The following is a 24512-nucleotide window of genomic DNA, read 5'->3' on the forward strand; positions in this document are numbered from 1 at the left end:
CCAGTCCTGCTTGCCCGCGGTCTGACCCAGGGCAAGCCCGGCCCCGCTGAACGGGGACAGCCGCTGGCCGTAGGGCCTCAGCCGGCGGCCGGCTGGCGCATGGCGCGCTGGCGCTGCTCCATCTCCGTGCGCAGCTGGCGGCGGATCTTGGCGTTCTCCCAACGCCGCCGCTCGTCGTCGGTGCCGGGCTGCAGCGGTGGCACCGGCGCGGGTTTGCCCTGGTCGTCCACCGCCACCATCGTGAAGAAGCAGGAGTTGGCATGGCGCACCACCTGGGTGCGGATGTTCTCGGCAATCACCTTGATGCCCACTTCCATGGACGAGGTGCCGGTGTGGTTGACCGAGGCCAGGAAGGTGACCAGCTCGCCCACATGGATGGGTTGGCGGAACATCACCTGGTCCACGCTGAGCGTGACCACGTAACGGCCGGCGTAGCGGCTGGCGCAGGCGTAGGCCACCTGGTCCAGGAACTTCAGCACGGTGCCGCCGTGGACGTTGCCGGAGAAGTTGGCCATGTCCGGCGTCATGAGCACGGTCATCGAAAGCTGGTGCGAAGGCAGGTCCATGGGGGCAGCAGAGGAGGGGGGCTAGGGGCCCCCAGCTTAGCGGGATGCGTGCCAGCCGGCGTTGTGGACGACCGCAGTCCCGGCGCGCCGCGCATCGGCTGCAAGGCCCCGGCCCGGCGCCGGTGGGGGGACGATCCCTAAAATCCGCGGCTTCGCCTCCCCGTCTCTGCCGCCGCCTGCCGGCCCGTCTGCCATGACCACCTACCGCATCGCCCCCAGCATCCTCTCCGCCGATTTCGCCCGCCTGGGTGACGAGGTGCGCAACGTGCTGGCCGCCGGCGCCGACTGGATCCACTTCGACGTGATGGACAACCATTACGTGCCCAACCTGACCTTCGGCCCGATGGTCTGCCAGGCCCTGAAGAAGCACGCGGTCAAGCCCGACGGCACCCCGGCCCCCATCGACGTGCACCTGATGGTGCAGCCGGTGGACGCGTTGGCGCTGGAGTTTGCCAAGGCCGGTGCGGACATCATCACCTTCCACCCCGACGCCTCCACCCACGTGGACCGCACGCTGCAGCTGATCCAGGGCGCGGGCTGCCAGGCCGGCCTGGTGTTCAACCCGGCCATGCCCATCGATGTGCTCGAGTGGACGATCGACAAGCTCGACGTGATCCTGCTGATGAGCGTGAACCCTGGCTTCGGCGGCCAGAGCTTCATCGACAGCACCCTGCGCAAGGCCGAGCAGGTGCGCAAGCTGATCGACCAGTCCGGCCGCGACATCCGCCTGGAGATCGACGGCGGCGTGAAGGCCGACAACATTCGGCGCATTGCCGACGCGGGGGCCGACACCTTTGTGGCAGGCAGCGCCATCTTTGGCAAGCCCGACTACCAGGCCGTGATCGACGCCATGCGCGCCGAACTGGCCCGATGAGCGCCGCCATGCACAACGCCGCCGTGACCTTGCCCGACTGGCTGCACCGCGGGCGCTTTGATGTCCTGATGGTGGATCTGGACGGCACCCTGGTCGACACCTTGGGTGACTTTGACGCCGCGCTCAACCGCATGCTGGCCGGCCTGGGCCTGCCCGGGGTGGACCGCGCCTTCATCGAGCGCACCGTGGGCAAGGGCTCCGAGCATCTGGTGCGCCGCACCCTGGCCGAGGTGGGTGCCCAAGAGTCGCGCTACGAGGCCGCCTGGACGCTCTACCAGGACAGCTATGCGGCCATCAACGGCGAATGCTCGAGCGTCTACCCCGGCGCCCGTGAGGCCTTGGCCGCCTGGCAGGCGGCCGGTTTCCGGCTGGCCTGCCTGACCAACAAGCCCGGTGAGGCCGCACGCACCCTGCTGCAGCGCAAGGGCCTGGACGTCTTTTTCGAGGTGACTTTTGGCGGTGACGCCTTTGCCCGCAAGAAGCCCGACCCGCTGCCCCTGCTGAGCACCTGTGCCCACCTGGGCGTGGACCCGTCGCGGGCCTTGATGGTGGGCGACTCGGAGAACGACGTGCTGGCCGCGCGCGCTGCCGGCTGCGCCGTGGCCGTGGTGCCCTACGGCTACAACCACGGGCAGCCGATTGCCAGCGCCGGCGCCGACTGGCTGATGCGGCAGCTGGACCGGCCCTGAGCCGGCACGCCTTCAGGCATCCAGGTCAAAGCTCAGCGTGAGCACCGCCGAGACGCTGCGCGCCGGCGGCAGGAAGCGCCACTCCATCACCCGGCCCAGCACATGGCGGCGCAGCCGCGCGTCACTGGCCTTGAGCACCAGGGCTTCGGTCACGCGCCCGCGCTCGTTCACGCTCAGCTGCACCTCCACCTGACCCTGGCGCAGCTGCTGCATGAGGGAAGGGGGAAAGCTCAGGTCGGCCTCCGGGTCCAGCGCCAGGCCGGTCGCCGGTGAGGGGGGCGCCTCGACCGGGGCGGCGGGTGCCGGCAGGTCGGCCGGGGCGGCGATCGTGGCTGCGGGCGCCTGCGGGGTCGAGGCCGGCACGGGGCTGGCGCTGGCCGAATCCTCCGTCTGCGGTGCCGAAAGGGGCGCTTGGGCCGTCTGGGCCGTCTGGGCGGCCTGCGGGTTGGGCGCAGGGGCGGCCAAGGCGGCGGCGGCCGGCAGGGGCATCGCCGGCACGGGCAGAGGGGTGGGCAGGGGCGCGGCGGAGGCCGGCCCGGCCAGCGGCGAGCGCCCTGCCGGGGCACCGGACGGTGCCGGCACGGTCACGGCGGTCTTGGCCGCCCCGGCGCGGCCCTCCGGCTTGGGATCGGCTTTGGGGTCGGGCCGCTGCTCGGCTTTCTGGGCCTGCAGGCGTATCCAGATCAGCGGCCGCTCCGCCTCCCGCTTGACGCGTTCGCTGATGGTGGTGGCGGTGTCCTGGGCCTGCGCGTGGGGCGCTGCCGTGCCCACCAAGGCCAGGGTGCTGGCCACCAGTGCGGCGCGTGTGAAGCGGCGCGGCCAGTGCCGCGGCACGGCGCAAAGAGGTGCGTTCATTGTCGGATCCCAACGGAGATGGTCTTGGGGAGGTCGCACGCGCGCTTGTGGCGCGCGGCGAGCCTTAGCAAGCGCCGCGCCCGATGCCTGTGACATCGGGTGGGCCGTTTGGGCGGCACTGCGGGCAGGGCCGCACCATGGCAAGAGCCGCCGCGCACCGACCCGGGCCCCCGTGCCCAGGGGCGGTGCGGTGTGTCAGTCCGGTGGCGGCCGGTCCGGATCAGCTTGGGGGGGCAGCCGGGCTTTCCTGCCCCAGCAAGGCCCGCTTGAGCGGGCCGTCGGCCGGATCCTTGCCCAGCCAGATGCCCAGCAGGGCCTGAAAGAACGCTGGCTCGGGGATGGGCTCGAGCTCGGGCTTGCCGTTGATCACCACCGTCGTGCCTTGGCCGGGCACCCAGTCCACGCTGAAGGCGTCGCCACTGGCCAGCTTCTTCTTGCGGGCGAAGAGTTCCGCCAGCTTCAAGGTGCCGGGGATGGACTTCATGAAGACGTCCTTGCTGGCGTTCTTCTCCATGCCCTGGGTGAAGAGCTTGCCCAGCTCGTTGGCGTCGATGTCGCGCAGCATGACGATGTGCACCCGCTTGGGGCCGGGGGCGGCCACCGCCGCCTCCAGGCTGGCGGCCCGGGCACTGAGGTAAAGACCTGCTGCATAGACCTTGAAGATGGCCTTGTAGCGGATGCCCGCGCCGTTGAGCAGCAGCGCGCCGCCCCCCACGCTGGCGCCCGGTTCAAACCGCACCCCGGCCAGGGTGACCGGGGCGGAGGCCTGTGGCCAGGCGGGGGCGCAGGCCAGGGCCAGCGGGGCAAGGATCAGTTTCCGGCGCAGTGGCATGCGGCCTTCCTTGTGGGGCGTTGAAAACTCGCTAGGGTATGGCTGCGCTTGTGACGCGGCTGTCGCACCAGTGTCCGGGCCGCGCAGGCGGGCGTCCATCGTGCTGACCCTGAATTCAGGGTTGCCCCCGAGCCGCCGCCGGGGGCGCGGGGCGGCGGGGCCGCTGCTACACTCCGTCGCATGTTCATCTCTCGCAAACGGATCGCGTCGTCCCAGCACGACCGGGGAGCCTGGCCCTGGCGGGCCTGAGCACTCTGCGCCCATCCGTTTGCCGTTGGCCTGCCGGGCCCTGGTGACCCACCAGACGAGTCTTCCCGCAGTGCTTCGGTGTGCGCGGCCCTACGCCGCCTTCCCTCTCCCTGATTTCCAGGCCTGACGTGGCCAGCCCCTTTCTTGCGCGGGCTGCGCTGCGTCCGGGCCCCTGAAGGACCCGAACCGTGATCACCGAACTCGAATTCAAGAGCCTGGCCGCTGAGGGCTACAACCGCATCCCGCTCATCTCCGAGGCCTTTGCCGACCTGGAGACGCCGCTGTCGCTCTACCTGAAGCTGGCCGGCGGGCAGAAGAACAGCTTCCTGCTGGAGTCCGTGGTGGGCGGCGAGCGCTTCGGCCGCTACAGCTTCATCGGCCTGCCGGCCCGCACCCTGGTGCGCGCCACTGGCGAGCGCAGCGAGGTCGTCACCGACGGCCGCGTGGTGGAGACCCACGAAGGCAACCCACTGGACTTCATCGCCGCCTACCAGGCGCGCTTCAAGCCGGCGCTGCGCCCGGGCCTGCCGCGCTTCTGTGGCGGGCTGGCCGGCTACTTCGGCTACGAGACGGTGCGCTTCATCGAGAAGAAGCTGGCCGGCGTGACCAAGCCCGGCGGCATCGGCACGCCTGACATCCAGCTGCTGCAGACCGAGGAGCTGGCGGTCATCGACAACCTGTCGGGCCGCCTCTACCTCATCGTCTGGGCCGACCCCAAGGTGCCCGAGGCCTACTTCAACGGCAAGAAGCGCCTGTCGGAGTTGGCCGACAAGCTGCGCTACAGCGTCACCGCGCCGCAGGTCAAGCGCGGCCCGAGCTATCCCGTGGAGCGCGAGTTCGCCCAGGCCGACTTCGAGGCCGCCGTGCTCAAGGCCAAGGAATACATCGCGGCCGGCGACTGCATGCAGATCGTCATCGGCCAGCGCCTGAAGAAGCGCTACACCGAGAACCCGCTGAGCCTGTACCGCGCGTTGCGCTCGCTCAACCCCAGCCCCTACATGTACTACTACGACATGGGGGACTTCCAGATCGTCGGCGCCAGCCCGGAGATCCTGGTGCGCCAGGAAAGCCGCCCCGAGGGCGAGGTGGTCACCATCCGCCCCATCGCCGGCACCCGCCCGCGTGGCGCCACCCCCGAGACCGACAAGGCGCTGGAGGTTGACCTGCTGGCCGACACCAAGGAGCGCGCCGAGCACGTGATGCTGATCGACCTGGCGCGCAACGACGTGGGCCGCATCGCCGAGACGGGCAGCGTCAAGGTGACCGAGGCCTTCGGCATCGAGCGCTACTCACACGTGATGCACATCGTCAGCAACGTCGAGGGCGTGCTCAAGCCGGGCTTGAGCAGCCTGGACGTGCTCAAGGCCAGCTTCCCGGCCGGCACCCTGAGCGGTGCGCCCAAGATCCACGCCATGGAGATCATCGACGAGCTGGAGATCAGCCAGCGTGGCATCTACGGCGGTGCCGTGGGCTACCTGAGCTTCGCCGGTGACATGGATGTGGCCATCGCCATCCGCACCGGCATCATCAAAGACAGCACCCTCTACGTGCAGGCCGGCGCCGGCGTGGTGGCCGACTCCGTGCCCGAGCTGGAGTGGAAGGAGACCGAACAGAAGGCGCGCGCCGTGATCCGCGCCGCCGAGCTGGTGGAGGAGGGGTTCTGAACCCCGCCCGCCCCACCCCGTTCTGATTCGAGGAGATTCCCATGCTGCTGATGATCGACAACTACGATTCCTTCACCTACAACCTGGTGCAGTACTTCGCCGAGCTGGGCGAGGACGTGAAGGTGGTGCGCAACGACGAGATCACCGTGGAGGAGATCGGGGCCCTGCGCCCTGACCGCCTGGTGTTCTCGCCCGGCCCCTGCTCGCCGGCCGAGGCCGGCGTGTGCGTGCCGGCCATCCAGGCCTATGTGGGCAAGCTGCCCATCCTGGGCGTGTGCCTGGGCCATCAGAGCATCGGCGCCGCGCTGGGCGGCCGCATCGTGCGGGCCAAGACCCAGATGCACGGCAAGACCAGCGTGCTGCGCACCGACCGCCAGGGCGTCTACGCCGACCTGCCCGAGCAGTTCACCGTGATCCGCTACCACTCGCTGGTCATCGAGGAAGCCACCCTGCCGGCGGAACTGGTCGTGACCTCCCGCTCCGAGGATGGCGAGATCATGGGCGTGCGTCACCGCGACCTGGCCGGCGGCCCGGCCCCGCTGGAAGGCGTGCAGTTCCACCCCGAGTCCATCCTGAGTGAGCACGGCCACGCCATGCTGCGCAACTTCCTGCAGATGGGCCGGGCCGCATGAGCACCGTCGCCTACGGCAGCGGCGCGGTGGCGCCCGGGCCCGACGCCCAGGGTTTGGTGGACCTGCGCAGCGACACCGTCACCCGGCCCACGCCGGCCATGGCCGCAGCCATGGCGGCCGCAGCGCTGGGCGACGACGTCTTTGGCGACGACCCCACCGTCAACCGTCTGCAGGCGCGGCTGGCCGAGGTGCTGGGCTTCGAGGACGCGCTGTTCATGCCCAGCGGCACGGCCAGCAACCTCTGTGCGCTGCTGACCCACTGCGGCCGGGGCGACGAGTACCTGGTGGGCCAGATGGCCCACACCTACCGCTACGAGGGCGGGGGTGCGGCCGTGCTGGGCGGTATCCAGCCGCAGCCCCTGCCGCAACAGGCCGATGGCTCGCTGGCGCTGGCCGACATCGCCGGCGCCATCAAGCCCGACGACATGCACTTCGCGCGCAGCCGCCTGCTGTGCCTGGAGAACACTTGGAACGGCAATGTGTTGCCGCTGGACTACCTGCGCGAGGCCACGGCGCTGGCGCGCAGCCGCGGCCTGGCCTGCCACCTGGACGGCGCGCGGCTGTTCAACGCCGCCGTGGCCACGGCCGGGCCGGGCGGCGACCCTTACGCCACCGCACGCGCCATCGCGGGCCACTTCGACAGCGTCTCGGTCTGCTTCAGCAAGGGCCTGGGCGCGCCGGTGGGCTCGGTGCTGTGCGGCTCGCGGGCCTTCATCGCGCAGGCGCGCCGCGCCCGCAAGATGACCGGCGGCGGCATGCGCCAGGTCGGTAGCTTGGCGGCAGCGGCGCTGCACGCGCTGGAGCACCATGTGCACCGTTTGGCCGATGACCACGCGCTGGCCCGGCGCCTGGCCGAGGGCCTGGCCGGCCTGGACGGTCTGGCCGTGACCGCGCCGCAGACCAACATCGTCTTCGCCCAGCTGCAGGGGGCGGCCGCCGGCCGGGGCGCCGAGCTGCTGGCCCACCTGCAGCGGCAGGGCGTGCTGGCCACCGGCCTCATCGGCCTGCGCTTCGTGACCCATCTGGATGTGGACACCGCCGGCATCGACCGCGCGGTGGCCGCCGTCCGCGAGTTCCTGGCGGCCTGAGCGCCGCCCACCCCATTCCTGGAGACCCGCATGAGCATCAGCAACACCGAGGCCCTGACCCGCGTCATCGAGCACCGCGAGATCTTCCACGACGAGATGCTCACGCTGATGCGCCGCATCATGAGCGGCGAAATGTCGCCGGTGATGATCGCCGCGCTGTCCATCGGCCTGCGCGTGAAGAAGGAGACCATCGGCGAGATCGCCGCGGCCGCGCAGGTGATGCGCGAGTTCGCCACCCCCGTGCCCGTGGCCGACCGCAGCGGCCTGGTGGACATCGTAGGCACGGGCGGCGACAACTCGCACACCTTCAACATCTCCACCGCTTCCACGTTTGTGGCGGCGGCGGCTGGCGCGCGGGTGGCCAAGCACGGCGGGCGCAGCGTGTCCTCCACCAGCGGCTCGGCCGACGTGATGGAGGCGCTGGGCGCCTACATCAACCTGCAGCCCGAGCAGGTGGCCGAATGCCTGGCCGAGTGCGGCATCGCCTTCATGTTCGCGCCCAACCACCACGCCTCCATGAAGCACGCCGCCCCGGTGCGCCGCGAGCTGGGCGTGCGCACGATCTTCAACATCCTCGGCCCGCTGACCAACCCGGCCGGCGCCCCCAACCAGCTGCTGGGCGTGTTCCACCCCGACCTGGTGGGCATCCAGGTGCGCGTGCTGCAGCGCCTGGGCTCCGAGCATGTGCTGGTGGTGCACGGCATGAACGGCATGGACGAGATCTCGCTGTCCGGCGAGACCGCCGTGGGCGAACTCAAGGACGGCGAGGTCACCGAGTACCGCGTGCACCCCAGCGACTTCGGTCTGCCGGTCTACGATACCCGCGTGCTGCGCGTGGCCAACCAGCAGGAGTCGGTGCAGTGCATCCAGCGTGCCCTGGCCAACGAGGACGGCCCCGTGCGCGACATCGTGCTGCTCAACGCCGGCGCCGCCCTCTATTGCGCCGGCGTGGCCGCCAGCATCACCGACGGCGTGCGCCGCGCCCGCGAGGCGGTGGCCTCTGGTGCCGCCATGGCCAAGCTGAGCCAGTTTGTGGCCATCACCAACCGCTTTCGGCCGGCCGCCTGAGCCCGCCGTCCGCCCCCGAACCTTGCCCGCCTGCGAGCGCCCCCATGAGCACCCAGACCCCTGACATCCTCCAGCGCATCGTCGCCGTCAAGCACGAGGAAATCGCCGCCGGCCGCCAGCAGCGGCCCATGGCCACCCTGTTGGCCCAGGCACAGGCCAACGCCCAGGGTGATCAGGCGCCGCGGGGCTTTGAGCGCGCCTTGCGCGCCAAGGTGGCGGCGGGACAGGCCGCGGTCATCGCCGAGGTCAAGAAGGCCAGCCCCAGCAAGGGCGTGCTGCGTGAGCACTTCGTGCCGGCCGAGATCGCGGCCAGCTATGAGCGCCATGGGGCCGCCTGCCTGAGCGTGCTGACCGATGAGCGCTTCTTCCAGGGGGCCGAGGCCTACCTGCGCCAGGCTCGCGCCGCCTGCGCCCTGCCGGTGCTGCGCAAGGACTTCATGGTCGACGACTACCAGGTGGTCGAGGCCCGGGCCATGGGCGCGGACTGCATCCTGCTGATCGCCGCCTGCCTGGACGACGCCCAGATGGCTGGGCTGGAGGCCTGTGCCCTGGACCTGGGCATGGACGTGCTGGTGGAGGTGCACGATAGCGCCGAACTGGACCGCGCCCTGCGCCTGAAGACCCCGCTGCTGGGCATCAACAACCGCGATCTGCGCAACTTCCACGTCACGCTGGACACCACGCTGGGCCTGCTGGACCGCGTGCCGGCCGACCGCCTGCTGGTGACCGAGAGCGGCATCCTCGGCCCGCAGGACGTGCGGCGCATGCGGCAGGCCCAGGTGCATGCCTTCCTCGTGGGCGAGGCGTTCATGCGGGCCGGGGAGCCGGGCGAGGCGCTGGCCACCCTGTTTGCCTGACGCCGGTCATGCCCACCCGACGTCAAGCGCCCCCCGCTGGGCAGGCCTCCCTCTTTGCCGCGCCGGACGAAGTGCCCGTCGACCCGTCCCCGGGGCTGTTGGTGGCCGCGCCGGCGCCCGGCACGCTGATGCGCCCGCTCGATGAACTGATCGAGGGCCTGCCGCCGGACTGGCGGCCGGAGGTGGCCACCTGGCGCCAATCACCCGCCGGGCAGTCGCTGGCCCGCTTTCTGGCCGCCCGGCAGGCCGCGGGCGCCACGATCTATCCCGCCGACCCGTTCCGAGCCCTGCGTCACACCCCCTTGGCTGCCGTGCGGGCCGTCATCCTCGGCCAGGACCCCTATCACGGCCCGGGACAGGCCGAAGGGCTGGCGTTCTCTGTGCCGCCGGGTTTGGCGCTTCCCCCCAGCTTGCGCAACCTCTACACCGAACTCGAACGCGACCTGCCGGGCACGCTGCCCGCGCCGCCGAGCCGGTGTCCGGGGCACCTGGGGGCCTGGGCGGCACGGGGCGTGCTGTTGCTCAACACCAGCCTGACGGTCGAGGCCGGGCAGCCTGCCAGCCACGCGCGCCAAGGGTGGGAGGCACTCACCGACGCGCTCATCCAGGCCGTTTCGTCGCAGCCGCAACGAATTGCCTTTCTTTTGTGGGGCGCACACGCCCAATCCAGGCGACAATACGTGTCTCACCCGGATCGCCATCTGGTGTTGGAGGCTAACCATCCTTCACCCCTCTCGGCGCGCCGGGGGCCAACGCCCTTCATGGGCTGCGGACACTTCGGACAAGTGCAGCGCGAGCTGGGCCTGTCCTGGCGGCTGCAGGAGCACTGAGTGCCCCAGGCCTTTCAAAGCCAAGTAAATTTCTCAAGAAATTGCTTGGAGCATCGAAAGGTCGCTGCTATAGTGAGAGGCTCTCCTGCGGAGGGGTGCCCGAGTGGCTAAAGGGGGCAGACTGTAAATCTGTTGGCTTACGCCTACGCTGGTTCGAATCCAGCCTCCTCCACCAGCAGGAACAACCGGTCAGAACAATTCCCGGGCGGGAGTAGTTCAATGGTAGAACCTTAGCCTTCCAAGCTAATGACGCGGGTTCGATTCCCGTCTCCCGCTCCAGCGAAGGTCGTCGGTTGCAAAAGATGAGTTTGTCGACACGGGCTTGATTTGCCTGTGGTGATTGCAGAAATCAATCCCGTGTCGATGCCCATGTGGCTCAGTGGTAGAGCACTCCCTTGGTAAGGGAGAGGTCGCGCGTTCGATCCGCGCCATGGGCACCACCCTCATCGTCTCAACGTCTCGTTTTGAAATCGCACGCTTCGGGAGCGCAAGATGGCAAAGGAAAAGTTCGAGCGGACCAAGCCGCACGTGAACGTGGGCACCATTGGTCACGTGGACCACGGCAAGACCACGCTGACGGCCGCGATCACCACGATCCTGGCGCAGAAGTTTGGCGGTGAAGCCAAGGCCTACGACCAGATCGACGCTGCGCCGGAAGAAAAGGCCCGCGGCATCACGATCAACACCGCGCACGTCGAGTACGAGACCGCCAACCGTCACTACGCGCACGTGGACTGCCCGGGTCACGCCGACTATGTGAAGAACATGATCACCGGCGCGGCCCAGATGGACGGCGCGATCCTGGTGTGCTCGGCCGCTGACGGCCCGATGCCCCAGACCCGCGAGCACATCCTGCTGGCCCGTCAGGTGGGCGTGCCCTACATCATCGTGTTCCTGAACAAGTGCGACATGGTGGATGACGCCGAGCTGCTGGAACTGGTCGAGATGGAAGTGCGCGAGCTGCTGTCCAAGTACGACTTCCCCGGCGACGACACCCCGATCGTCAAGGGCTCTGCCAAGCTGGCCATCGAAGGCGACAAGGGCGAGCTGGGCGAAGGCGCCATCATGGCCCTGGCCGACGCGCTGGACAGCTACATCCCGACGCCTGAGCGCGCCGTGGACGGCACCTTCCTGATGCCTGTGGAAGACGTGTTCTCGATCTCCGGTCGTGGCACCGTGGTGACCGGTCGCGTGGAGCGCGGCATCGTCAAGGTCGGCGAGGAAATCGAAATCGTGGGCATCAAGCCGACGGTCAAGACCACCTGCACCGGCGTGGAAATGTTCCGCAAGCTGCTGGACCAAGGTCAAGCCGGCGACAACGTGGGCATCCTGCTGCGCGGCACCAAGCGTGAAGAAGTTGAGCGCGGCCAAGTGCTGTGCAAGCCGGGCTCCATCAAGCCGCACACCCACTTCACGGCTGAGGTGTACGTGCTGAGCAAGGACGAAGGCGGCCGTCACACCCCGTTCTTCAACAACTACCGTCCGCAGTTCTACTTCCGCACCACCGACGTCACTGGCGCCATCGAGCTGCCCAAGGACAAGGAAATGGTGATGCCGGGCGACAACGTGTCGATCACCGTCAAGCTGATCGCCCCGATCGCCATGGAAGAGGGTCTGCGCTTCGCCATCCGTGAAGGTGGTCGTACCGTCGGCGCCGGCGTCGTGGCCAAGATCATCGAGTAAGCCAGTCGGCATCGACTGTCTGCAGGGGTATAGCTCAATTGGCAGAGCGTCGGTCTCCAAAACCGAAGGTTGGGGGTTCGATTCCCTCTGCCCCTGCCACCCGACAGTCCGCCGAAGTCAGCCGTTGATCTCCTCCTGCTGGCTTGCCAAGGTCGGCTGAATATCGCGGCTTCCAGTCAAGCCCGCAGGTGTCTGCACCGGCGGGCTTTGCTGCTGTTTGTCTCCAGCCCATTTGGGCTCCGGCGCCTCTCGGGTTTGCCGGTCGCATCTCAGATCCCATGTCCAACCAAGCTCCGATCGAGACAGTTTCCTCTGGCGCGGACAAGGCCAAGCTGGCCGGCGCCGCGGTGCTCCTGGTGGCGGCTGTGGTGGCCTACTACCTGCTGGGCCAGCAGTCGCTTTGGATCCGTGTGCTGGCCCTGTTGCTGGGCGTGGCGGCTGCGGTGTTCGTGTTCTTCCAGTCGGAAGCCGGGCGTCAGCTGGTGGCCTACGGGCATGAGTCTTGGCGCGAGGTGCGCAAGGTGGTCTGGCCGACTCGCAAGGAGTCGACCCAGATGACGGCCTATGTCTTCGCTTTCGTCGTGGTCATGGCCTTGTTCCTCTGGGTGACGGATAAGACCCTGGAATGGGTGCTGTACGACCTGATCCTGGGTTGGAAGCGCTGAGCGCTGCGGCAAGACTCAAGAAAGGTCCCGAAGATGAGCGAATCATCAACGACGTCCGCGCTGCCGATGCGCTGGTATGTGGTCCATGCCTATTCCGGCATGGAAAAGGCAGTCGAGCGCAACATCCGCGAACGCATTGAGCGCGCGGGCATGCAGGCCAAGTTTGGTCGCATCTTGGTGCCCACCGAAGAGGTGGTCGAGCTCAAGAACGGCAAGAAGTCGGTCACCGAGCGCCGGTTCTTCCCTGGCTACGTGCTGGTGGAAATGGCCATGGATGACGAGTCCTGGCACCTGGTGAAGCACACCAGCAAGGTGACGGGCTTCGTGGGTGGAGCCAAGAACCGCCCGGCGCCGATCTCGGAGGCCGAGGTCATGAAGATCGTCAACCAGATGCAGGAAGGCGTCGAGAAGCCGCGTCCCAAGGTGGAGTGGCAGGTCGGTGAGCTGGTCCGCGTCAAGGAAGGCCCCTTCACCGACTTCAACGGCGCTGTCGAAGAAGTCAACTACGAGAAATCCAAGGTGCGGGTGTCCGTCACCATCTTCGGTCGGGCAACGCCCGTGGAGCTGGACTTCTCGCAGGTTGAGAAGGTCTGAACCTGATTCGGCCGCAGGTGGGTCAAGCCCGGCGCCTGCGGCTTTGATGTTTCCGGGCTGAACACGAACGAGGAGCCTGTTCGCCCCTGGGGTGGGCAGGCGCTGGAACTCGACAGGAGCCATCATGGCAAAGAAGATCGTCGGCTTCATCAAGCTGCAAGTCCCGGCCGGCAAGGCCAATCCTTCTCCCCCCATCGGTCCGGCGCTGGGTCAGCGCGGTCTGAACATCATGGAGTTCTGCAAGGCGTTCAACGCGCAGACCCAGGGGATTGAGCCCGGCCTGAAGCTGCCGGTGGTGATCACTGCCTACGCGGACAAGTCTTTCACCTTTGTGCTGAAGTCGCCGCCGGCGACCGTGCTGATCAAGAAGGCAGTGGGTCTGACCAAGGGCTCTTCTAAGGCCAACGCTCAGAAGGTCGGCAAGATCACCCGCGCTCAGCTGGAAGAGATTGCCAAGACCAAGCAGAAGGACCTCACCGCAGCCAGCCTGGACGCTGCCGTGAAGACCATCGCGGGTTCGGCCCGTTCGATGGGCGTGATCGTGGAGGGCGTGTGACATGGCAAAGCTGACCAAGAAGCAGAAGGCGCTGCAAGGCAAGGTCGAGACGACCAAGCTGTATCCCATCGGTGAAGCTCTGTCCCTGATCAAGGGTCTGGCCACCGCCAAGTTTGACGAGTCCATCGATGTGGCTGTTCAACTGGGTGTGGATGCCAAGAAGTCGGACCAAGTGGTGCGTGGCGCCGTCGTGATGCCTAACGGCACCGGCAAGACCAAGCGCGTGGCCGTGTTCGCCCAGGGCGCCAAGGCTGAGGAAGCCAAGGCTGCTGGCGCCGACGTGGTCGGTCTGGACGACCTGGCCGCCGACATCAAGGCGGGCAAGATGGACTTCGACGTGGTGATCGCCTCGCCGGACACCATGCGCGTTGTCGGTACCCTGGGTCAGATCCTGGGCCCGCGCGGCCTGATGCCGAACCCGAAGGTTGGCACTGTGACCCCGGACGTCGCCACGGCTGTGAAGAACGCCAAGGCAGGTCAGGTGCAGTTCCGCGTCGACAAGGCCGGCATCATCCACGGCACGATCGGCCGTCGTTCCTTCGACGACGACAAGCTGGTGGGCAACCTGGCTGCGCTGCTGGATGCGCTGACCAAGGCCAAGCCGGCTTCGAGCAAGGGTGTTTACCTGCGCAAGCTGGCGGTGTCTTCCACCATGGGCGTTGGCGCCCGTGTGGACATCGCCTCCGTGGCTGCCAGCCAGGCCGCTCCGGCCGCCTGATAGGCGTCGCAAATCCGGTGTTGCGCTGGCCCGTGGGGTGAGCGCAGCACCAGATGGTGGGCTGTCCGGTCCTGTCCCCTTGCGGGGCATTGACCAGGCAGGCCATCCAAGACCGCTGGTGGATTTGGGCGCTTGGCGCCGGAGTCCTTAAAGCGGTGGCAGGGTGTGCGCACCCATGCCGCCTGCCAGCGCAGATGGCGTCCCCGCCGAACAGGATGAGGTTTCCATGATCCATGGTTCTGCCGATGGATGGATGGGAGAGTCGTTCGGTTTCGGCCAGGTCGCTGCAATCCGTGGTGTCCGGTGTCCCGCAAGGGGCCTGGACATGTTGATGTGAGGAGTAGACCTTGAGTCTCAACCGCAACGAGAAGGCGGCCGTGATCGAGGAAGTGGCAGCTCAGGTTGCCAAGTCCCAGACCCTGGCCCTGGCCGAGTACCGTGGCCTCACCGTTGAAGCCCTGAACAAGCTGCGCGTCGATGCGCGTGCCAAGGGTGTGTATCTTCATGTGCTGAAGAACACCCTGGCCCGCCGTGCCGTCGCCGGCTCGCAGTTCGAGGTGGCAGCGGAGTCCATGGCCGGTCCGCTGATCTACGGCTTCTCCGAAGATGCCGTGGCCGCTGCGAAGGTCATCGCTGACTTCGCCAAGACCAATGACAAGCTGGTCATCAAGGGTGGTGCTTACGCTGGCAAGGCGCTCGACGCCAATGCCGTGAAGGCCCTGGCTTCCGTGCCGAGCAAGGAAGTGCTGCTGTCGCAACTGGCTGGCTTGCTCAAGTCGCCGGTCCAGCGCGTGGCTGCTGTCCTGGCTGCCCTGTCCGAACAGCGTGGTGCTGGCGCCGAAGCGCCCGCCGCCTGATCGGTCACCGCTCTCATTCATTCACTGAATCCCTGATTTCGAGGAACACAAAATGGCATTCGACAAAGACGCCTTCCTGACCGCCCTGGACAGCATGTCCGTGATGGAACTCAACGACCTGGTCAAGGCCATCGAAGAGAAGTTCGGCGTGTCCGCCGCTTCCATGGCCGTGGCTGGCGGCGGTGCCGCCGGCGGCGCTGCCGCTCCGGCCGCTGAAGAGAAGACCGAGTTCAACGTCGTCCTGCTGGAAGCCGGCGCCAACAAGGTGTCCGTCATCAAGGCCGTGCGCGAACTGACTGGTCTGGGCCTGAAGGAAGCCAAGGACCTGGTCGACGGCGCTCCGAAGAACGTGAAGGAAGCCATCGCCAAGGCCGACGCCGAAGCCGCCGTGAAGAAGCTGGTGGAAGCCGGCGCCAAGGCCGAGCTGAAGTAATCCGCTTCGGTGGATGCAAGGCTGGGGGCTCGCGAGGGCTCCCGGCCTTTTGTCCTTGGAGCGTCGCCTTGAGCGAGGCTCCAAATCCATGCAGAGAACAGCTGGAAGTCTCTTGAGCGATACTCAAGGGTTTTCCAAGTGTTCCCTGATCCGACTGCAGGGAACGGGTTTGGTCGGACTCCGGTGCAACGCCGGGGTTGTCCGCCAGCGGTTGGTAGTGGCCAACCACCAAGCTGCCAGGTCTGGCACACCGCCCGTGTGTGCAGCCGTCGACCTGACAAAGCCAGTCGCCTTGCGAAGCGTGCGCCTGGGCCCGGCCACGCTGTCGCTACGGAGTGTTCCATGGCGCAAGCAACCCCTTACAGCTTCACCGAGCGCAAGCGCATCCGCAAGAGCTTCGGCAAGCGCGAGAGCGTTCTCAACGTCCCCTACCTGCTGACGATGCAGCGGGACTCCTACATTGCATTCCTTCAGAAGGAAATCCCGCCGCAGCAGCGCAAGGCGGAAGGTTTGCAGGCCGCTTTCGTCTCCACGTTCCCCATCGTGTCGCACAACGGGTTCGTGGAGATGAAGTTCATCGAGTACAACATCGCGCGCCCGACCTTTGACGTGCGCGAGTGCCAGCAGCGTGGCCTGACCTACGCTGCCGCGGTGCGTGCCAAGCTCCAGATGATCATCTATGACCGCGAGTCGCATCCCGCGCGCGTGGTCAAGGAGATCAAGGAGCAGGAGGTCTACATGGGCGAGGTGCCCCTGATGACCGACTACGGCTCGTTCATCGTCAACGGCACCGAGCGTGTCATCGTCTCGCAGCTGCATCGCTCACCGGGCGTGTTCTTCGAACACGACAAGGGCAAGACCCACAGCTCGGGCAAGCTGCTGTTCAGCGCCCGCATCATCCCTTACCGTGGTTCTTGGCTGGACTTCGAATTCGATCCGAAGGACGTCCTGTACTTCCGTGTGGACCGTCGCCGCAAGATGCCGGTCACGATCCTGCTCAAGGCCATCGGCCTGAACCCCGAGCAGATCCTGGCGCACTTCTTCAAGAACGACAGCTTCCGTCTGATGGATGCTGGCGCGCAGCTCGAGTTCGTGCCCGAGCGTCTGAAGGGTGAGGTCGCCCGCTTTGACATCGTCGACAAGTCCGGTGCGGTCATCGTCGAGAAGGACAAGCGCATCACCGCCAAGCACGTGCGCCAGCTCGAGCAGTCCGGCACCAACTTCATCTCGGTGCCCGAGGACTTCCTGGTGGGCCGTGTCATCGCCCGCAACATGGTCGACCCGGACACGGGCGAGATCATCGCCAAGGCCAACGATGAGCTGACCGAGACCCTGCTCAAGAAGCTGCGTGCCGCGGGTATCCGCGACATCCAGTGCATCTTCACCAACGAGCTGGATCAAGGGGCTTACATCAGCCAGACCTTGGGTCTGGACGAGACCGCCGATCAGCTGGCCGCCCGCGTCGCCATCTACCGCATGATGCGCCCTGGCGAGCCGCCGACCGAGGACGCCGTCGAGGCCCTGTTCAACCGCCTGTTCTACAGCGCCGAGACCTATGACCTCTCGCGCGTGGGCCGGATGAAGTTCAACGCCCGCGTGGGCCGCGACGTGCCGGAAGGCGCGATGACGCTGTCCAACGAGGACATCCTGGACGTCGTCAAGATCCTGGTCGAGCTGCGCAATGGTCGCGGCGAGGTCGATGACATCGACCACCTGGGCAACCGTCGCGTGCGCTGCGTGGGCGAACTGGCTGAGAACCAGTACCGCTCGGGCCTGGCCCGCATCGAGAAGGCCGTGAAGGAGCGTCTGGGCCAGGCCGAGACCGAAGCCCTGATGCCGCACGACCTGATCAACTCCAAGCCGATTTCCGCGGCCCTCAAGGAGTTCTTCGGTGCGTCGCAGCTGTCGCAGTTCATGGACCAGACCAACCCCCTGTCCGAGATCACGCACAAGCGTCGCGTCTCGGCCCTGGGCCCGGGCGGTCTGACCCGTGAGCGCGCTGGCTTCGAAGTCCGCGACGTGCACCCGACCCACTACGGCCGCGTCTGCCCGATTGAAACGCCTGAAGGCCCGAACATCGGTCTGATCAACTCGTTGGCCCTGTATGCCCGCCTGAACGAGTACGGTTTCCTGGAGACGCCGTACCGCCGTGTAGTGGATGGCATGACCACCGACCAGATCGACTACCTGTCGGCCATCGAGGAAGGCAAGTACGTCATCGCGCAGGCCAATGCCTCGCTGGATGCGAGCGGCAAGCTGACCGATGAGCTGGTTTCCGCCCGTGAGAATGGTGAGTCCGTGCTCACCTCGCCGGAGCGCATCCAGTACATGGACGTCGCGCCGACCCAGATCGTCTCGGTGGCCGCCTCCCTGGTGCCGTTCCTGGAGCACGACGACGCGAACCGCGCGCTGATGGGCGCCAACATGTCGCGTCAGGCTGTGCCTGTGCTGCGTCCGGAAAAGCCCATGGTGGGCACCGGCATCGAGCGCGTGGCGGCCGTGGACTCGGGCACCGTGGTGGTTGCCCGCCGTGGTGGCGTGGTGGACTACGTCGACACCAACCGCATCGTGATTCGCGTGAATGACGCGGAGACGGTTGCGGGCGAGGTGGGCGTGGACATCTACAACCTGATCAAGTACCAGCGTTCCAACCAGAACACCAACATCCACCAGCGTCCGATCGTGCGTCGTGGCGAACGGGTGGGTGCTGGTGATGTGGTGGCCGATGGTGCCTCGACGGACCTGGGTGAGATCGCGATCGGCCAGAACATGCTGATCGCCTTCATGCCCTGGAACGGCTACAACTTCGAAGATTCGATCCTGATCTCCGAACGCGTGGTGGCCGAAGACCGCTACACCTCGATCCACATCGAGGAGCTGGTGGTCATGGCCCGCGACACTAAGCTGGGTTCCGAGGAAATCACTCGCGACATCCCGAACCTGTCCGAGCAGCAACTGGCCCGCCTGGACGAGTCGGGCATCGTTTACATCGGTGCCGAGGTCAACCCCGGCGACGTGCTGGTGGGCAAGGTCACGCCCAAGGGCGAGACCACGCTGACGCCGGAAGAGAAGCTGCTGCGCGCCATCTTCGGTGAGAAGGCGTCCGACGTGAAGGACACCTCGCTGCGCGTGGACCAGGGCACGCAGGGCACCGTCATCGACGTGCAGGTCTTCACCCGTGAAGGCATTCCCCGCGACAAGCGCGCCCAGCAGATCATCGACGATGAACTCAAGCGCTTCCGCCTGGACCTGAACGACCAGCTGCGCATCGTGGAGGCCGACGCCTTCGACCGGATCGAGAAGCTGCTGGTGGGCCGCGTGGCCAACGGTGGCCCGCAGAAGCTGGCCAAGGGCACGACGCTGACCAAGGAATACCTGGCCGGCGTCGACAAGTACCACTGGTTCGATGTGCGTCCGTCGGAAGACGACGTGGCCAACCAGCTCGAGTCCATCAAGAACTCGCTGGAGCAGACCCGCCACGGCTTCGATCTGGCCTTCGAAGAGAAGCGCAAGAAACTCACCCAGGGCGACGAGCTGCCCGCGGGCGTGCTGAAGATGGTCAAGGTCTACCTGGCCGTCAAGCGGCGCCTGCAGCCTGGCGACAAGATGGCCGGCCGTCACGGCAACAAGGGCGTTGTGTCCAAGATCACCCCGATCGAAGACATGCCCTACATGGCTGACGGCACGCCGGTGGACATCGTGCTGAACCCGCTGGGCGTGCCCTCGCGGATGAACATCGGTCAGGTGCTGGAAGTGCACCTGGGCTGGGCCGGCAAGGGCATTGGTCAGCGCATCGGCGACATGCTGCAGCAACAGGCCGCCGTGGCCGAGCTGCGCAAGTTCTTCGACGAGCTCTACAACCAGTCCGGTGGCAAGCCCGAGCGCCTGGAGGAGTTCTCCGACGAGGAGATCCTGTCCATGGCCCAGGAGCTGACCAAGGGCGTGCCCTTTGCCTCTCCGGTGTTTGATGGTGCCAAGGAGGCTGAGATCAGCGCCATGCTGAAGCTGGCCTACCCGGACGACATCAAGGAGCGCAAGGGTCTGACTGAGTCGCGTACCCAGGCCTTCTTGTCGGATGGCCGCACGGGTGAGCGCTTCGAGCGTCCGACCACCATCGGCTACATGCACTACCTGAAGCTGCACCACCTGGTGGACGACAAGATGCACGCCCGCTCCACCGGCCCGTACTCGCTCGTCACCCAGCAGCCGCTGGGCGGCAAGGCGCAGTTCGGTGGCCAGCGCTTCGGTGAGATGGAAGTGTGGGCGCTGGAAGCCTACGGCGCCGCCTACGTGCTGCAGGAAATGCTGACCGTGAAGTCCGATGACGTGAACGGCCGTACCAAGGTGTACGAGAACATCGTCAAGGGCGAGCACGCCATCGACGCCGGCATGCCGGAGTCGTTCAACGTGCTGGTCAAGGAAATCCGCTCGCTGGGCATCGACATCGAGCTGGAACGCAACTGATGGCGCTGCGGCCGCCCTTCGTTGGGGTGGCCGCGCGTGATCGACGACGTTCCCTCCCGTTAAGCACCGAATAGATAGGAGAAGCTCATGAAAGGCTTGCTCGACCTCTTCAAGCAATTCACCCCCGATGAGCATTTCGATGCCATCAAGATCGGCCTGGCCTCCCCGGAAAAGATCCGGTCCTGGTCCTTCGGCGAGGTGAAGAAGCCTGAGACCATCAACTACCGCACGTTCAAGCCTGAGCGTGACGGCCTGTTCTGCGCCAAGATCTTCGGCCCGATCAAGGACTACGAGTGCCTGTGCGGCAAGTACAAGCGCCTGAAGCACCGTGGCGTGATCTGCGAGAAGTGCGGCGTTGAAGTCACCCAGACCAAGGTGCGCCGTGACCGCATGGGTCACATCGACCTGGCGGCGCCGTGCGCCCACATTTGGTTCCTGAAGTCGCTGCCGTCGCGTCTGGGCCTGGTGCTCGACATGACGCTGCGCGACATCGAGCGCGTGCTGTACTTCGAAGCGTATGTCGTGGTCGACTCCGGCATGACGCCTCTCAAGAAGTTCTCGATCATGAGCGAGGACGACTACGAGGCCAAGCGTGCGGAGTTCGGTGACGAGTTCATCGCCATGATGGGGGCTGAGGGCATCCAGAAGCTGCTGGCCGACATGGACCTCGATGTGGAGATCGACAAGCTCCGCAACGACATGACCGGCAGCGAGCTGAAGGTCAAGAAGAACTCCAAGCGCCTGAAGGTCATGGAGGCCTTCAAGAAGTCCGGCATCAAGCCGCACTGGATGATCATGGACGTGCTGCCGGTGCTGCCGCCGGACCTGCGTCCGCTGGTGCCGCTGGACGGCGGCCGCTTCGCGACCTCGGACCTGAACGACCTCTACCGTCGCGTCATCAACCGGAACAACCGTCTGGCCCGCCTGCTGGAGCTGAAGGCGCCGGAAATCATCGTGCGCAACGAAAAGCGCATGCTGCAGGAAGCCGTCGACTCGCTGCTGGACAACGGCCGCCGTGGCAAGGCCATGACGGGCGCGAACAAGCGCGCGCTGAAGTCCCTGGCCGACATGATCAAGGGCAAGAGCGGCCGCTTCCGCCAGAACCTGCTGGGCAAGCGCGTCGACTACTCCGGCCGTTCCGTCATCACCGTGGGCCCGACCCTCAAGCTGCACCAGTGCGGCCTGCCCAAGCTGATGGCCCTGGAGCTGTTCAAGCCCTTCATCTTCTCGCGCCTGGAGGCGATGGGCATCGCCACCACCATCAAGGCGGCGAAGAAGGAAGTGGAATCGGGCACGCCGGTGGTCTGGGACATCCTTGAAGAAGTCATCAAGGAACACCCGGTCATGCTGAACCGTGCGCCGACGCTGCACCGTCTGGGCATCCAGGCCTTCGAGCCGGTGCTGATCGAAGGCAAGGCCATCCAGCTGCACCCGCTGGTTTGCGCGGCGTTCAACGCCGACTTCGACGGTGACCAGATGGCCGTCCACGTGCCGCTGTCGATCGAAGCGCAGATGGAAGCCCGCGCGCTGATGCTGGCCTCCAACAACGTGCTCTTCCCGGCCTCGGGCGAGCCGTCGATCGTGCCGTCTCAGGACGTGGTGCTGGGCCTGTACTACGCCACCCGTGAGCGCACCAACGGCAAGGGCGAAGGCATGGTGTTCTCGGACACCGACGAACTGCTGCGTGCCCTGGACAACGGTGTGGTGGAGTTGACCGCCAAGGTCAGCGTGCGCCTGCCGGAGTGGAACAAGGATGAGTCTGGCCAGTTCCGGGCCACCATGAAGCTGGTGGACACGACCGTCGGCCGTGCCCTGCTGTCGGAGATCCTGCCCAAGGGCCTGCCCTTCGCGCACATCAACAAGGCGCTCAAGAAGAAGGAGATCAGCAAGCTGATCAACGCCTCCTTCCGCAAGTGCGGCCTGAAGGAGACCGTGGTCTTCGCCGACAAGCTGCTGCAGAACGGCTTCCGGCTGGCTACGCGCGCCGGCATCTCCATCGCAGTGGATGACATGCTCGTGCCGCCCAAGAAGCACGACCTGATCGCCGCTGCCGAAGCCGAGGTCAAGGAGATCGAGCAGCAGTACGTCTCCGGTCTGGTGACCGCTGGCGAGCGCTACAACAAGGTGGTGGACATCTGGGGCAAGACCGGTGACGAGGTGGGCAAGGTCATGATGACCCAGCTCTCCAAGCAGAAGGTCATCGACCGCCACGGCAAGGAAGTGGACCAGGAGTCCTTCAACTCCATCTACATGATGGCCGACTCCGGTGCGCGGGGTTCCGCCGCCCAGATCCGCCAGCTCGCCGGCATGCGGGGCCTGATGGCCAAGCCGGACGGCTCGATCATTGAGACCCCCATCACGGCGAACTTCCGTGAGGGTCTGAACGTGCTGCAGTACTTCATCTCCACCCACGGTGCCCGTAAGGGTCTGGCGGATACGGCGCTGAAGACGGCTAACTCCGGCTACCTGACCCGTCGACTGGTCGACGTGACCCAGGATCTGGTGGTGACCGAGGACGACTGCGGCACCGAGCACGGCTTCCCGATGCGGGCCCTGGTGGAGGGTGGTGAGGTGATCGAGTCGCTGCGCGACCGTATCCTGGGCCGCGTGTCGGCCGTGGAGATCGTCAACCCCGAGACGCAGGAAGTCATCATTGCCGCCGGCACCATGCTGGATGAGGACAAGCTGGACCTGATCGAAGCCGCTGGCGTCGACGAGGTCAAGGTCCGCACCCCGCTGACCTGCGAGACCCGCTTCGGCCTGTGCGCCAAGTGCTATGGGCGCGACCTCGGCCGCGGTGGTCTGGTGAACACCGGTGAGGCCGTGGGCGTGATCGCCGCGCAGTCCATCGGTGAGCCGGGCACGCAGCTGACCATGCGTACCTTCCACATCGGTGGTGCCGCCTCGCGTGCTGCCGTGGCCTCCAGCGTGGACGCCAAGTCCGATGGTTTCATCGGCTTCAACGCCACGATGCGTTACGTGACCAACGGCAAGGGCGAACTGGTGGTGATTTCCCGTTCCGGTGAGATCATCATCTCCGACCAGCACGGCCGTGAGCGTGAGCGCCACAAGGTGCCGTATGGCGCGACCCTGAACGTCAAGGCCGATCAGCAGATCAAGGCTGGCTTGGTGCTGGGTACCTGGGATCCGCTGACCCGCCCGATCATCACGGAATTCGCCGGTAAGGTGAAGTTCGAGAACATCGAGGAAGGTGTCACCGTGGCCAAGCAGGTGGACGAGGTCACCGGCCTGTCCACCTTGGTCGTGATCGATCCCAAGCGCCGCGGCGCGGCCAAGGTCGTGCGTCCGCAGGTCAAGCTGCTTGACTCGCTGGGCCAGGAAGTCAAGATTCCGGGCACCGACCACTCGGTGACCATCGGCTTCCAGGTCGGCGCGCTGATCCAGGTGCGTGACGGCATGGACGTGATGCCGGGTGAAGTGCTCGCCCGCATCCCGGTCGAAGGCCAGAAGACCCGAGACATTACCGGCGGTCTGCCGCGGGTGGCCGAGCTGTTCGAAGCCCGTTCGCCCAAGGACAAGGGGGCGCTGGCCGAGATCACCGGCACGGTGTCGTTCGGCAAGGAGACCAAGGGCAAGGTCCGCCTGCAGATCACCGATCCGGACGGCAAGGTCTGGGAAGAGCTGGTGCCCAAGGAAAAGAACATCCTGGTGCACGAAGGCCAGGTGGTCAACCGGGGCGAACTGATCGTCGACGGCGCAGCCGATCCGCAGGACATCCTGCGCCTGCTGGGCATCGAGGAGCTGGCCCGCTACATCGTCGACGAGGTCCAGGACGTCTATCGTCTGCAGGGCGTGAAGATCAACGACAAGCACATCGAGGTGATCGTTCGCCAGATGCTGCGCCGCGTGCAGATCGTCAACCCGGGCGAGTCCACCTACATCGCTGGCGAGCAGGTCGAGCGCTCCGAGCTGTTCAACACCAACGAGAAGCTGCGCGCGGACGGCAAGATCCCCGCCACCTACTCCGACGTGCTGCTGGGCATCACCAAGGCCTCGCTGTCCACCGACTCGTTCATCTCGGCGGCCTCCTTCCAGGAGACCACCCGCGTGCTGACCGAAGCGGCCATCATGGGCAAGCGCGACGAGCTCCGTGGTCTGAAGGAGAACGTGATCGTGGGCCGGCTGATTCCGGCCGGCACCGGCATGGCCTTCCACCAGGCCCGCAAGGCCAAGGAGGAGCTGGACGAGGGCGAGCGCCGCGCCATTGCGCTGGCCGAGGCCGAAGAGCGTGCCCGCGTGGAGTTCGCGGCGCTGGACGCGGCCTCCGAGGCGACGCCGCCGCAAGCCGAGTGAGCGCCTGACGCGCCAGTCCGTTCT

The 24512-nt window shown here is 66.5% G+C and carries 20 protein-coding genes and 4 tRNA genes; 21 read left to right on the plus strand and 3 right to left on the minus strand.

The genetic code is table 11. The annotated features are described in order from the left end of the window. Positions 1-77 precede the first annotated feature (77 nt). Positions 78-566, minus strand: a complete 489-nt coding sequence (locus G3A44_RS07665; RefSeq protein ID WP_163456931.1) for an acyl-CoA thioesterase — start codon at positions 564-566, stop codon at positions 78-80. 193 nt (positions 567-759) lie between these two features. Here G3A44_RS07665 and rpe point away from each other — a divergent pair, with 193 nt between their 5' ends. Together rpe and gph are read left to right on the plus strand one after the other, a co-directional pair. Next, complete coding sequence (rpe, locus tag G3A44_RS07670; protein WP_163456932.1) at positions 760-1440, plus strand: ribulose-phosphate 3-epimerase; 681 nt, start codon at positions 760-762, stop codon at positions 1438-1440. Positions 1441-1448: 8 nt separating this feature from the next. Further along, a complete protein-coding gene (gph, locus tag G3A44_RS07675; RefSeq protein WP_163456933.1) occupies positions 1449-2129 on the plus strand; it encodes a phosphoglycolate phosphatase in 681 nt (226 codons plus the stop codon). Between the two features lie 12 nt (positions 2130-2141). On the opposite strand, the gene G3A44_RS07680 is transcribed toward gph, so the two are convergent. Together G3A44_RS07680 and G3A44_RS07685 are read right to left on the minus strand one after the other, a co-directional pair. Further along, positions 2142-2984: a TonB family protein gene (locus tag G3A44_RS07680; protein ID WP_163456934.1), complete on the minus strand. Its 843-nt coding sequence runs from the start codon at positions 2982-2984 to the stop codon at positions 2142-2144. A gap of 220 nt (positions 2985-3204) precedes the next feature. Continuing rightward, entirely contained in the window at positions 3205-3816 is a 612-nt protein-coding gene (locus G3A44_RS07685) for a chalcone isomerase family protein (RefSeq protein WP_163456935.1), read from the minus strand. 437 nt (positions 3817-4253) lie between these two features. Between G3A44_RS07685 and trpE the strand changes: the two genes are divergently transcribed. From trpE to rpoC, 19 genes are all read left to right on the plus strand, one after another. After that, positions 4254-5729: an anthranilate synthase component I gene (trpE, locus tag G3A44_RS07690; RefSeq protein ID WP_163456936.1), complete on the plus strand. Its 1476-nt coding sequence runs from the start codon at positions 4254-4256 to the stop codon at positions 5727-5729. Positions 5730-5770: 41 nt separating this feature from the next. Next, positions 5771-6361, plus strand: a complete 591-nt coding sequence (locus tag G3A44_RS07695) for an aminodeoxychorismate/anthranilate synthase component II (protein WP_163456937.1) — start codon at positions 5771-5773, stop codon at positions 6359-6361. After that, positions 6358-7449, plus strand: coding sequence for a low-specificity L-threonine aldolase (gene ltaE, locus G3A44_RS07700; protein ID WP_163456938.1), 1092 nt, complete (start codon positions 6358-6360; stop codon positions 7447-7449). Before G3A44_RS07695 ends, ltaE begins: the two co-directional genes overlap by 4 nt. 30 nt (positions 7450-7479) lie before the next feature. Continuing rightward, positions 7480-8517: an anthranilate phosphoribosyltransferase gene (gene trpD, locus G3A44_RS07705; protein WP_163456939.1), complete on the plus strand. Its 1038-nt coding sequence runs from the start codon at positions 7480-7482 to the stop codon at positions 8515-8517. Positions 8518-8561: 44 nt separating this feature from the next. Next, a complete protein-coding gene (gene trpC, locus G3A44_RS07710) occupies positions 8562-9374 on the plus strand; it encodes an indole-3-glycerol phosphate synthase TrpC (RefSeq protein ID WP_163456940.1) in 813 nt (270 codons plus the stop codon). A 128-nt stretch (positions 9375-9502) separates the two neighbouring features. Further along, positions 9503-10204, plus strand: a complete 702-nt coding sequence (locus G3A44_RS07715) for a uracil-DNA glycosylase (protein WP_163457065.1) — start codon at positions 9503-9505, stop codon at positions 10202-10204. A gap of 89 nt (positions 10205-10293) precedes the next feature. Continuing rightward, positions 10294-10379, plus strand: a tRNA-Tyr gene (locus tag G3A44_RS07720). A 30-nt stretch (positions 10380-10409) separates the two neighbouring features. After that, a tRNA-Gly gene (locus tag G3A44_RS07725) sits at positions 10410-10483 on the plus strand. Positions 10484-10569: 86 nt separating this feature from the next. Continuing rightward, positions 10570-10644, plus strand: a tRNA-Thr gene (locus G3A44_RS07730). 52 nt (positions 10645-10696) lie between these two features. Further along, positions 10697-11887, plus strand: coding sequence for an elongation factor Tu (gene tuf, locus G3A44_RS07735; RefSeq protein ID WP_163456941.1), 1191 nt, complete (start codon positions 10697-10699; stop codon positions 11885-11887). Positions 11888-11910: 23 nt separating this feature from the next. Beyond that, positions 11911-11986: transfer RNA gene (locus G3A44_RS07740), tRNA-Trp, on the plus strand. 179 nt (positions 11987-12165) lie between these two features. Beyond that, positions 12166-12552, plus strand: coding sequence for a preprotein translocase subunit SecE (gene secE, locus G3A44_RS07745; RefSeq protein ID WP_163456942.1), 387 nt, complete (start codon positions 12166-12168; stop codon positions 12550-12552). A 33-nt stretch (positions 12553-12585) separates the two neighbouring features. Then, the gene (gene nusG / locus G3A44_RS07750; protein ID WP_163456943.1) at positions 12586-13146 is read left to right on the plus strand and encodes a transcription termination/antitermination protein NusG; all 561 of its coding nucleotides are present in this window, start codon (positions 12586-12588) and stop codon (positions 13144-13146) included. A 124-nt stretch (positions 13147-13270) separates the two neighbouring features. Further along, positions 13271-13702, plus strand: a complete 432-nt coding sequence (gene rplK / locus G3A44_RS07755) for a 50S ribosomal protein L11 (protein WP_163456944.1) — start codon at positions 13271-13273, stop codon at positions 13700-13702. Position 13703: 1 nt separating this feature from the next. Beyond that, positions 13704-14420, plus strand: a complete 717-nt coding sequence (rplA, locus tag G3A44_RS07760; protein WP_163456945.1) for a 50S ribosomal protein L1 — start codon at positions 13704-13706, stop codon at positions 14418-14420. 347 nt (positions 14421-14767) lie between these two features. After that, positions 14768-15277: a 50S ribosomal protein L10 gene (rplJ, locus tag G3A44_RS07765; protein WP_163456946.1), complete on the plus strand. Its 510-nt coding sequence runs from the start codon at positions 14768-14770 to the stop codon at positions 15275-15277. A gap of 52 nt (positions 15278-15329) precedes the next feature. After that, a complete protein-coding gene (gene rplL / locus G3A44_RS07770) occupies positions 15330-15710 on the plus strand; it encodes a 50S ribosomal protein L7/L12 (protein WP_163456947.1) in 381 nt (126 codons plus the stop codon). A 342-nt stretch (positions 15711-16052) separates the two neighbouring features. Further along, positions 16053-20174, plus strand: coding sequence for a DNA-directed RNA polymerase subunit beta (gene rpoB / locus G3A44_RS07775; protein WP_163456948.1), 4122 nt, complete (start codon positions 16053-16055; stop codon positions 20172-20174). Positions 20175-20261: 87 nt separating this feature from the next. Further along, positions 20262-24488, plus strand: coding sequence for a DNA-directed RNA polymerase subunit beta' (gene rpoC, locus G3A44_RS07780; RefSeq protein ID WP_163456949.1), 4227 nt, complete (start codon positions 20262-20264; stop codon positions 24486-24488). Positions 24489-24512 lie beyond the last annotated feature (24 nt).

The sequence above is a fragment of the Ideonella livida genome, from assembly GCF_010499455.1.
Taxonomy (GTDB): Bacteria; Pseudomonadota; Gammaproteobacteria; order Burkholderiales; family Burkholderiaceae_C; genus Ideonella; species Ideonella livida.

Excerpts from the sequence above, each read along its gene's own strand:
- G3A44_RS07665 (WP_163456931.1), bottom strand. The coding sequence starts at position 566 with ATGGACCTGCCTTCGCACCAGCTTTCGATGACCGTGCTCATGACGCCG.
- rpe (WP_163456932.1), top strand. The coding sequence starts at position 760 with ATGACCACCTACCGCATCGCCCCCAGCATCCTCTCCGCCGATTTCGCC.
- gph (WP_163456933.1), top strand. The coding sequence starts at position 1,449 with ATGCACAACGCCGCCGTGACCTTGCCCGACTGGCTGCACCGCGGGCGC.
- G3A44_RS07680 (WP_163456934.1), bottom strand. The coding sequence starts at position 2,984 with ATGAACGCACCTCTTTGCGCCGTGCCGCGGCACTGGCCGCGCCGCTTC.
- G3A44_RS07685 (WP_163456935.1), bottom strand. The coding sequence starts at position 3,816 with ATGCCACTGCGCCGGAAACTGATCCTTGCCCCGCTGGCCCTGGCCTGC.
- G3A44_RS07695 (WP_163456937.1), top strand. The coding sequence starts at position 5,771 with ATGCTGCTGATGATCGACAACTACGATTCCTTCACCTACAACCTGGTG.
- ltaE (WP_163456938.1), top strand. The coding sequence starts at position 6,358 with ATGAGCACCGTCGCCTACGGCAGCGGCGCGGTGGCGCCCGGGCCCGAC.
- trpD (WP_163456939.1), top strand. The coding sequence starts at position 7,480 with ATGAGCATCAGCAACACCGAGGCCCTGACCCGCGTCATCGAGCACCGC.
- trpC (WP_163456940.1), top strand. The coding sequence starts at position 8,562 with ATGAGCACCCAGACCCCTGACATCCTCCAGCGCATCGTCGCCGTCAAG.
- G3A44_RS07715 (WP_163457065.1), top strand. The coding sequence starts at position 9,503 with ATGCGCCCGCTCGATGAACTGATCGAGGGCCTGCCGCCGGACTGGCGG.
- tuf (WP_163456941.1), top strand. The coding sequence starts at position 10,697 with ATGGCAAAGGAAAAGTTCGAGCGGACCAAGCCGCACGTGAACGTGGGC.
- secE (WP_163456942.1), top strand. The coding sequence starts at position 12,166 with ATGTCCAACCAAGCTCCGATCGAGACAGTTTCCTCTGGCGCGGACAAG.
- nusG (WP_163456943.1), top strand. The coding sequence starts at position 12,586 with ATGAGCGAATCATCAACGACGTCCGCGCTGCCGATGCGCTGGTATGTG.
- rplK (WP_163456944.1), top strand. The coding sequence starts at position 13,271 with ATGGCAAAGAAGATCGTCGGCTTCATCAAGCTGCAAGTCCCGGCCGGC.
- rplA (WP_163456945.1), top strand. The coding sequence starts at position 13,704 with ATGGCAAAGCTGACCAAGAAGCAGAAGGCGCTGCAAGGCAAGGTCGAG.
- rplL (WP_163456947.1), top strand. The coding sequence starts at position 15,330 with ATGGCATTCGACAAAGACGCCTTCCTGACCGCCCTGGACAGCATGTCC.
- rpoB (WP_163456948.1), top strand. The coding sequence starts at position 16,053 with ATGGCGCAAGCAACCCCTTACAGCTTCACCGAGCGCAAGCGCATCCGC.
- rpoC (WP_163456949.1), top strand. The coding sequence starts at position 20,262 with ATGAAAGGCTTGCTCGACCTCTTCAAGCAATTCACCCCCGATGAGCAT.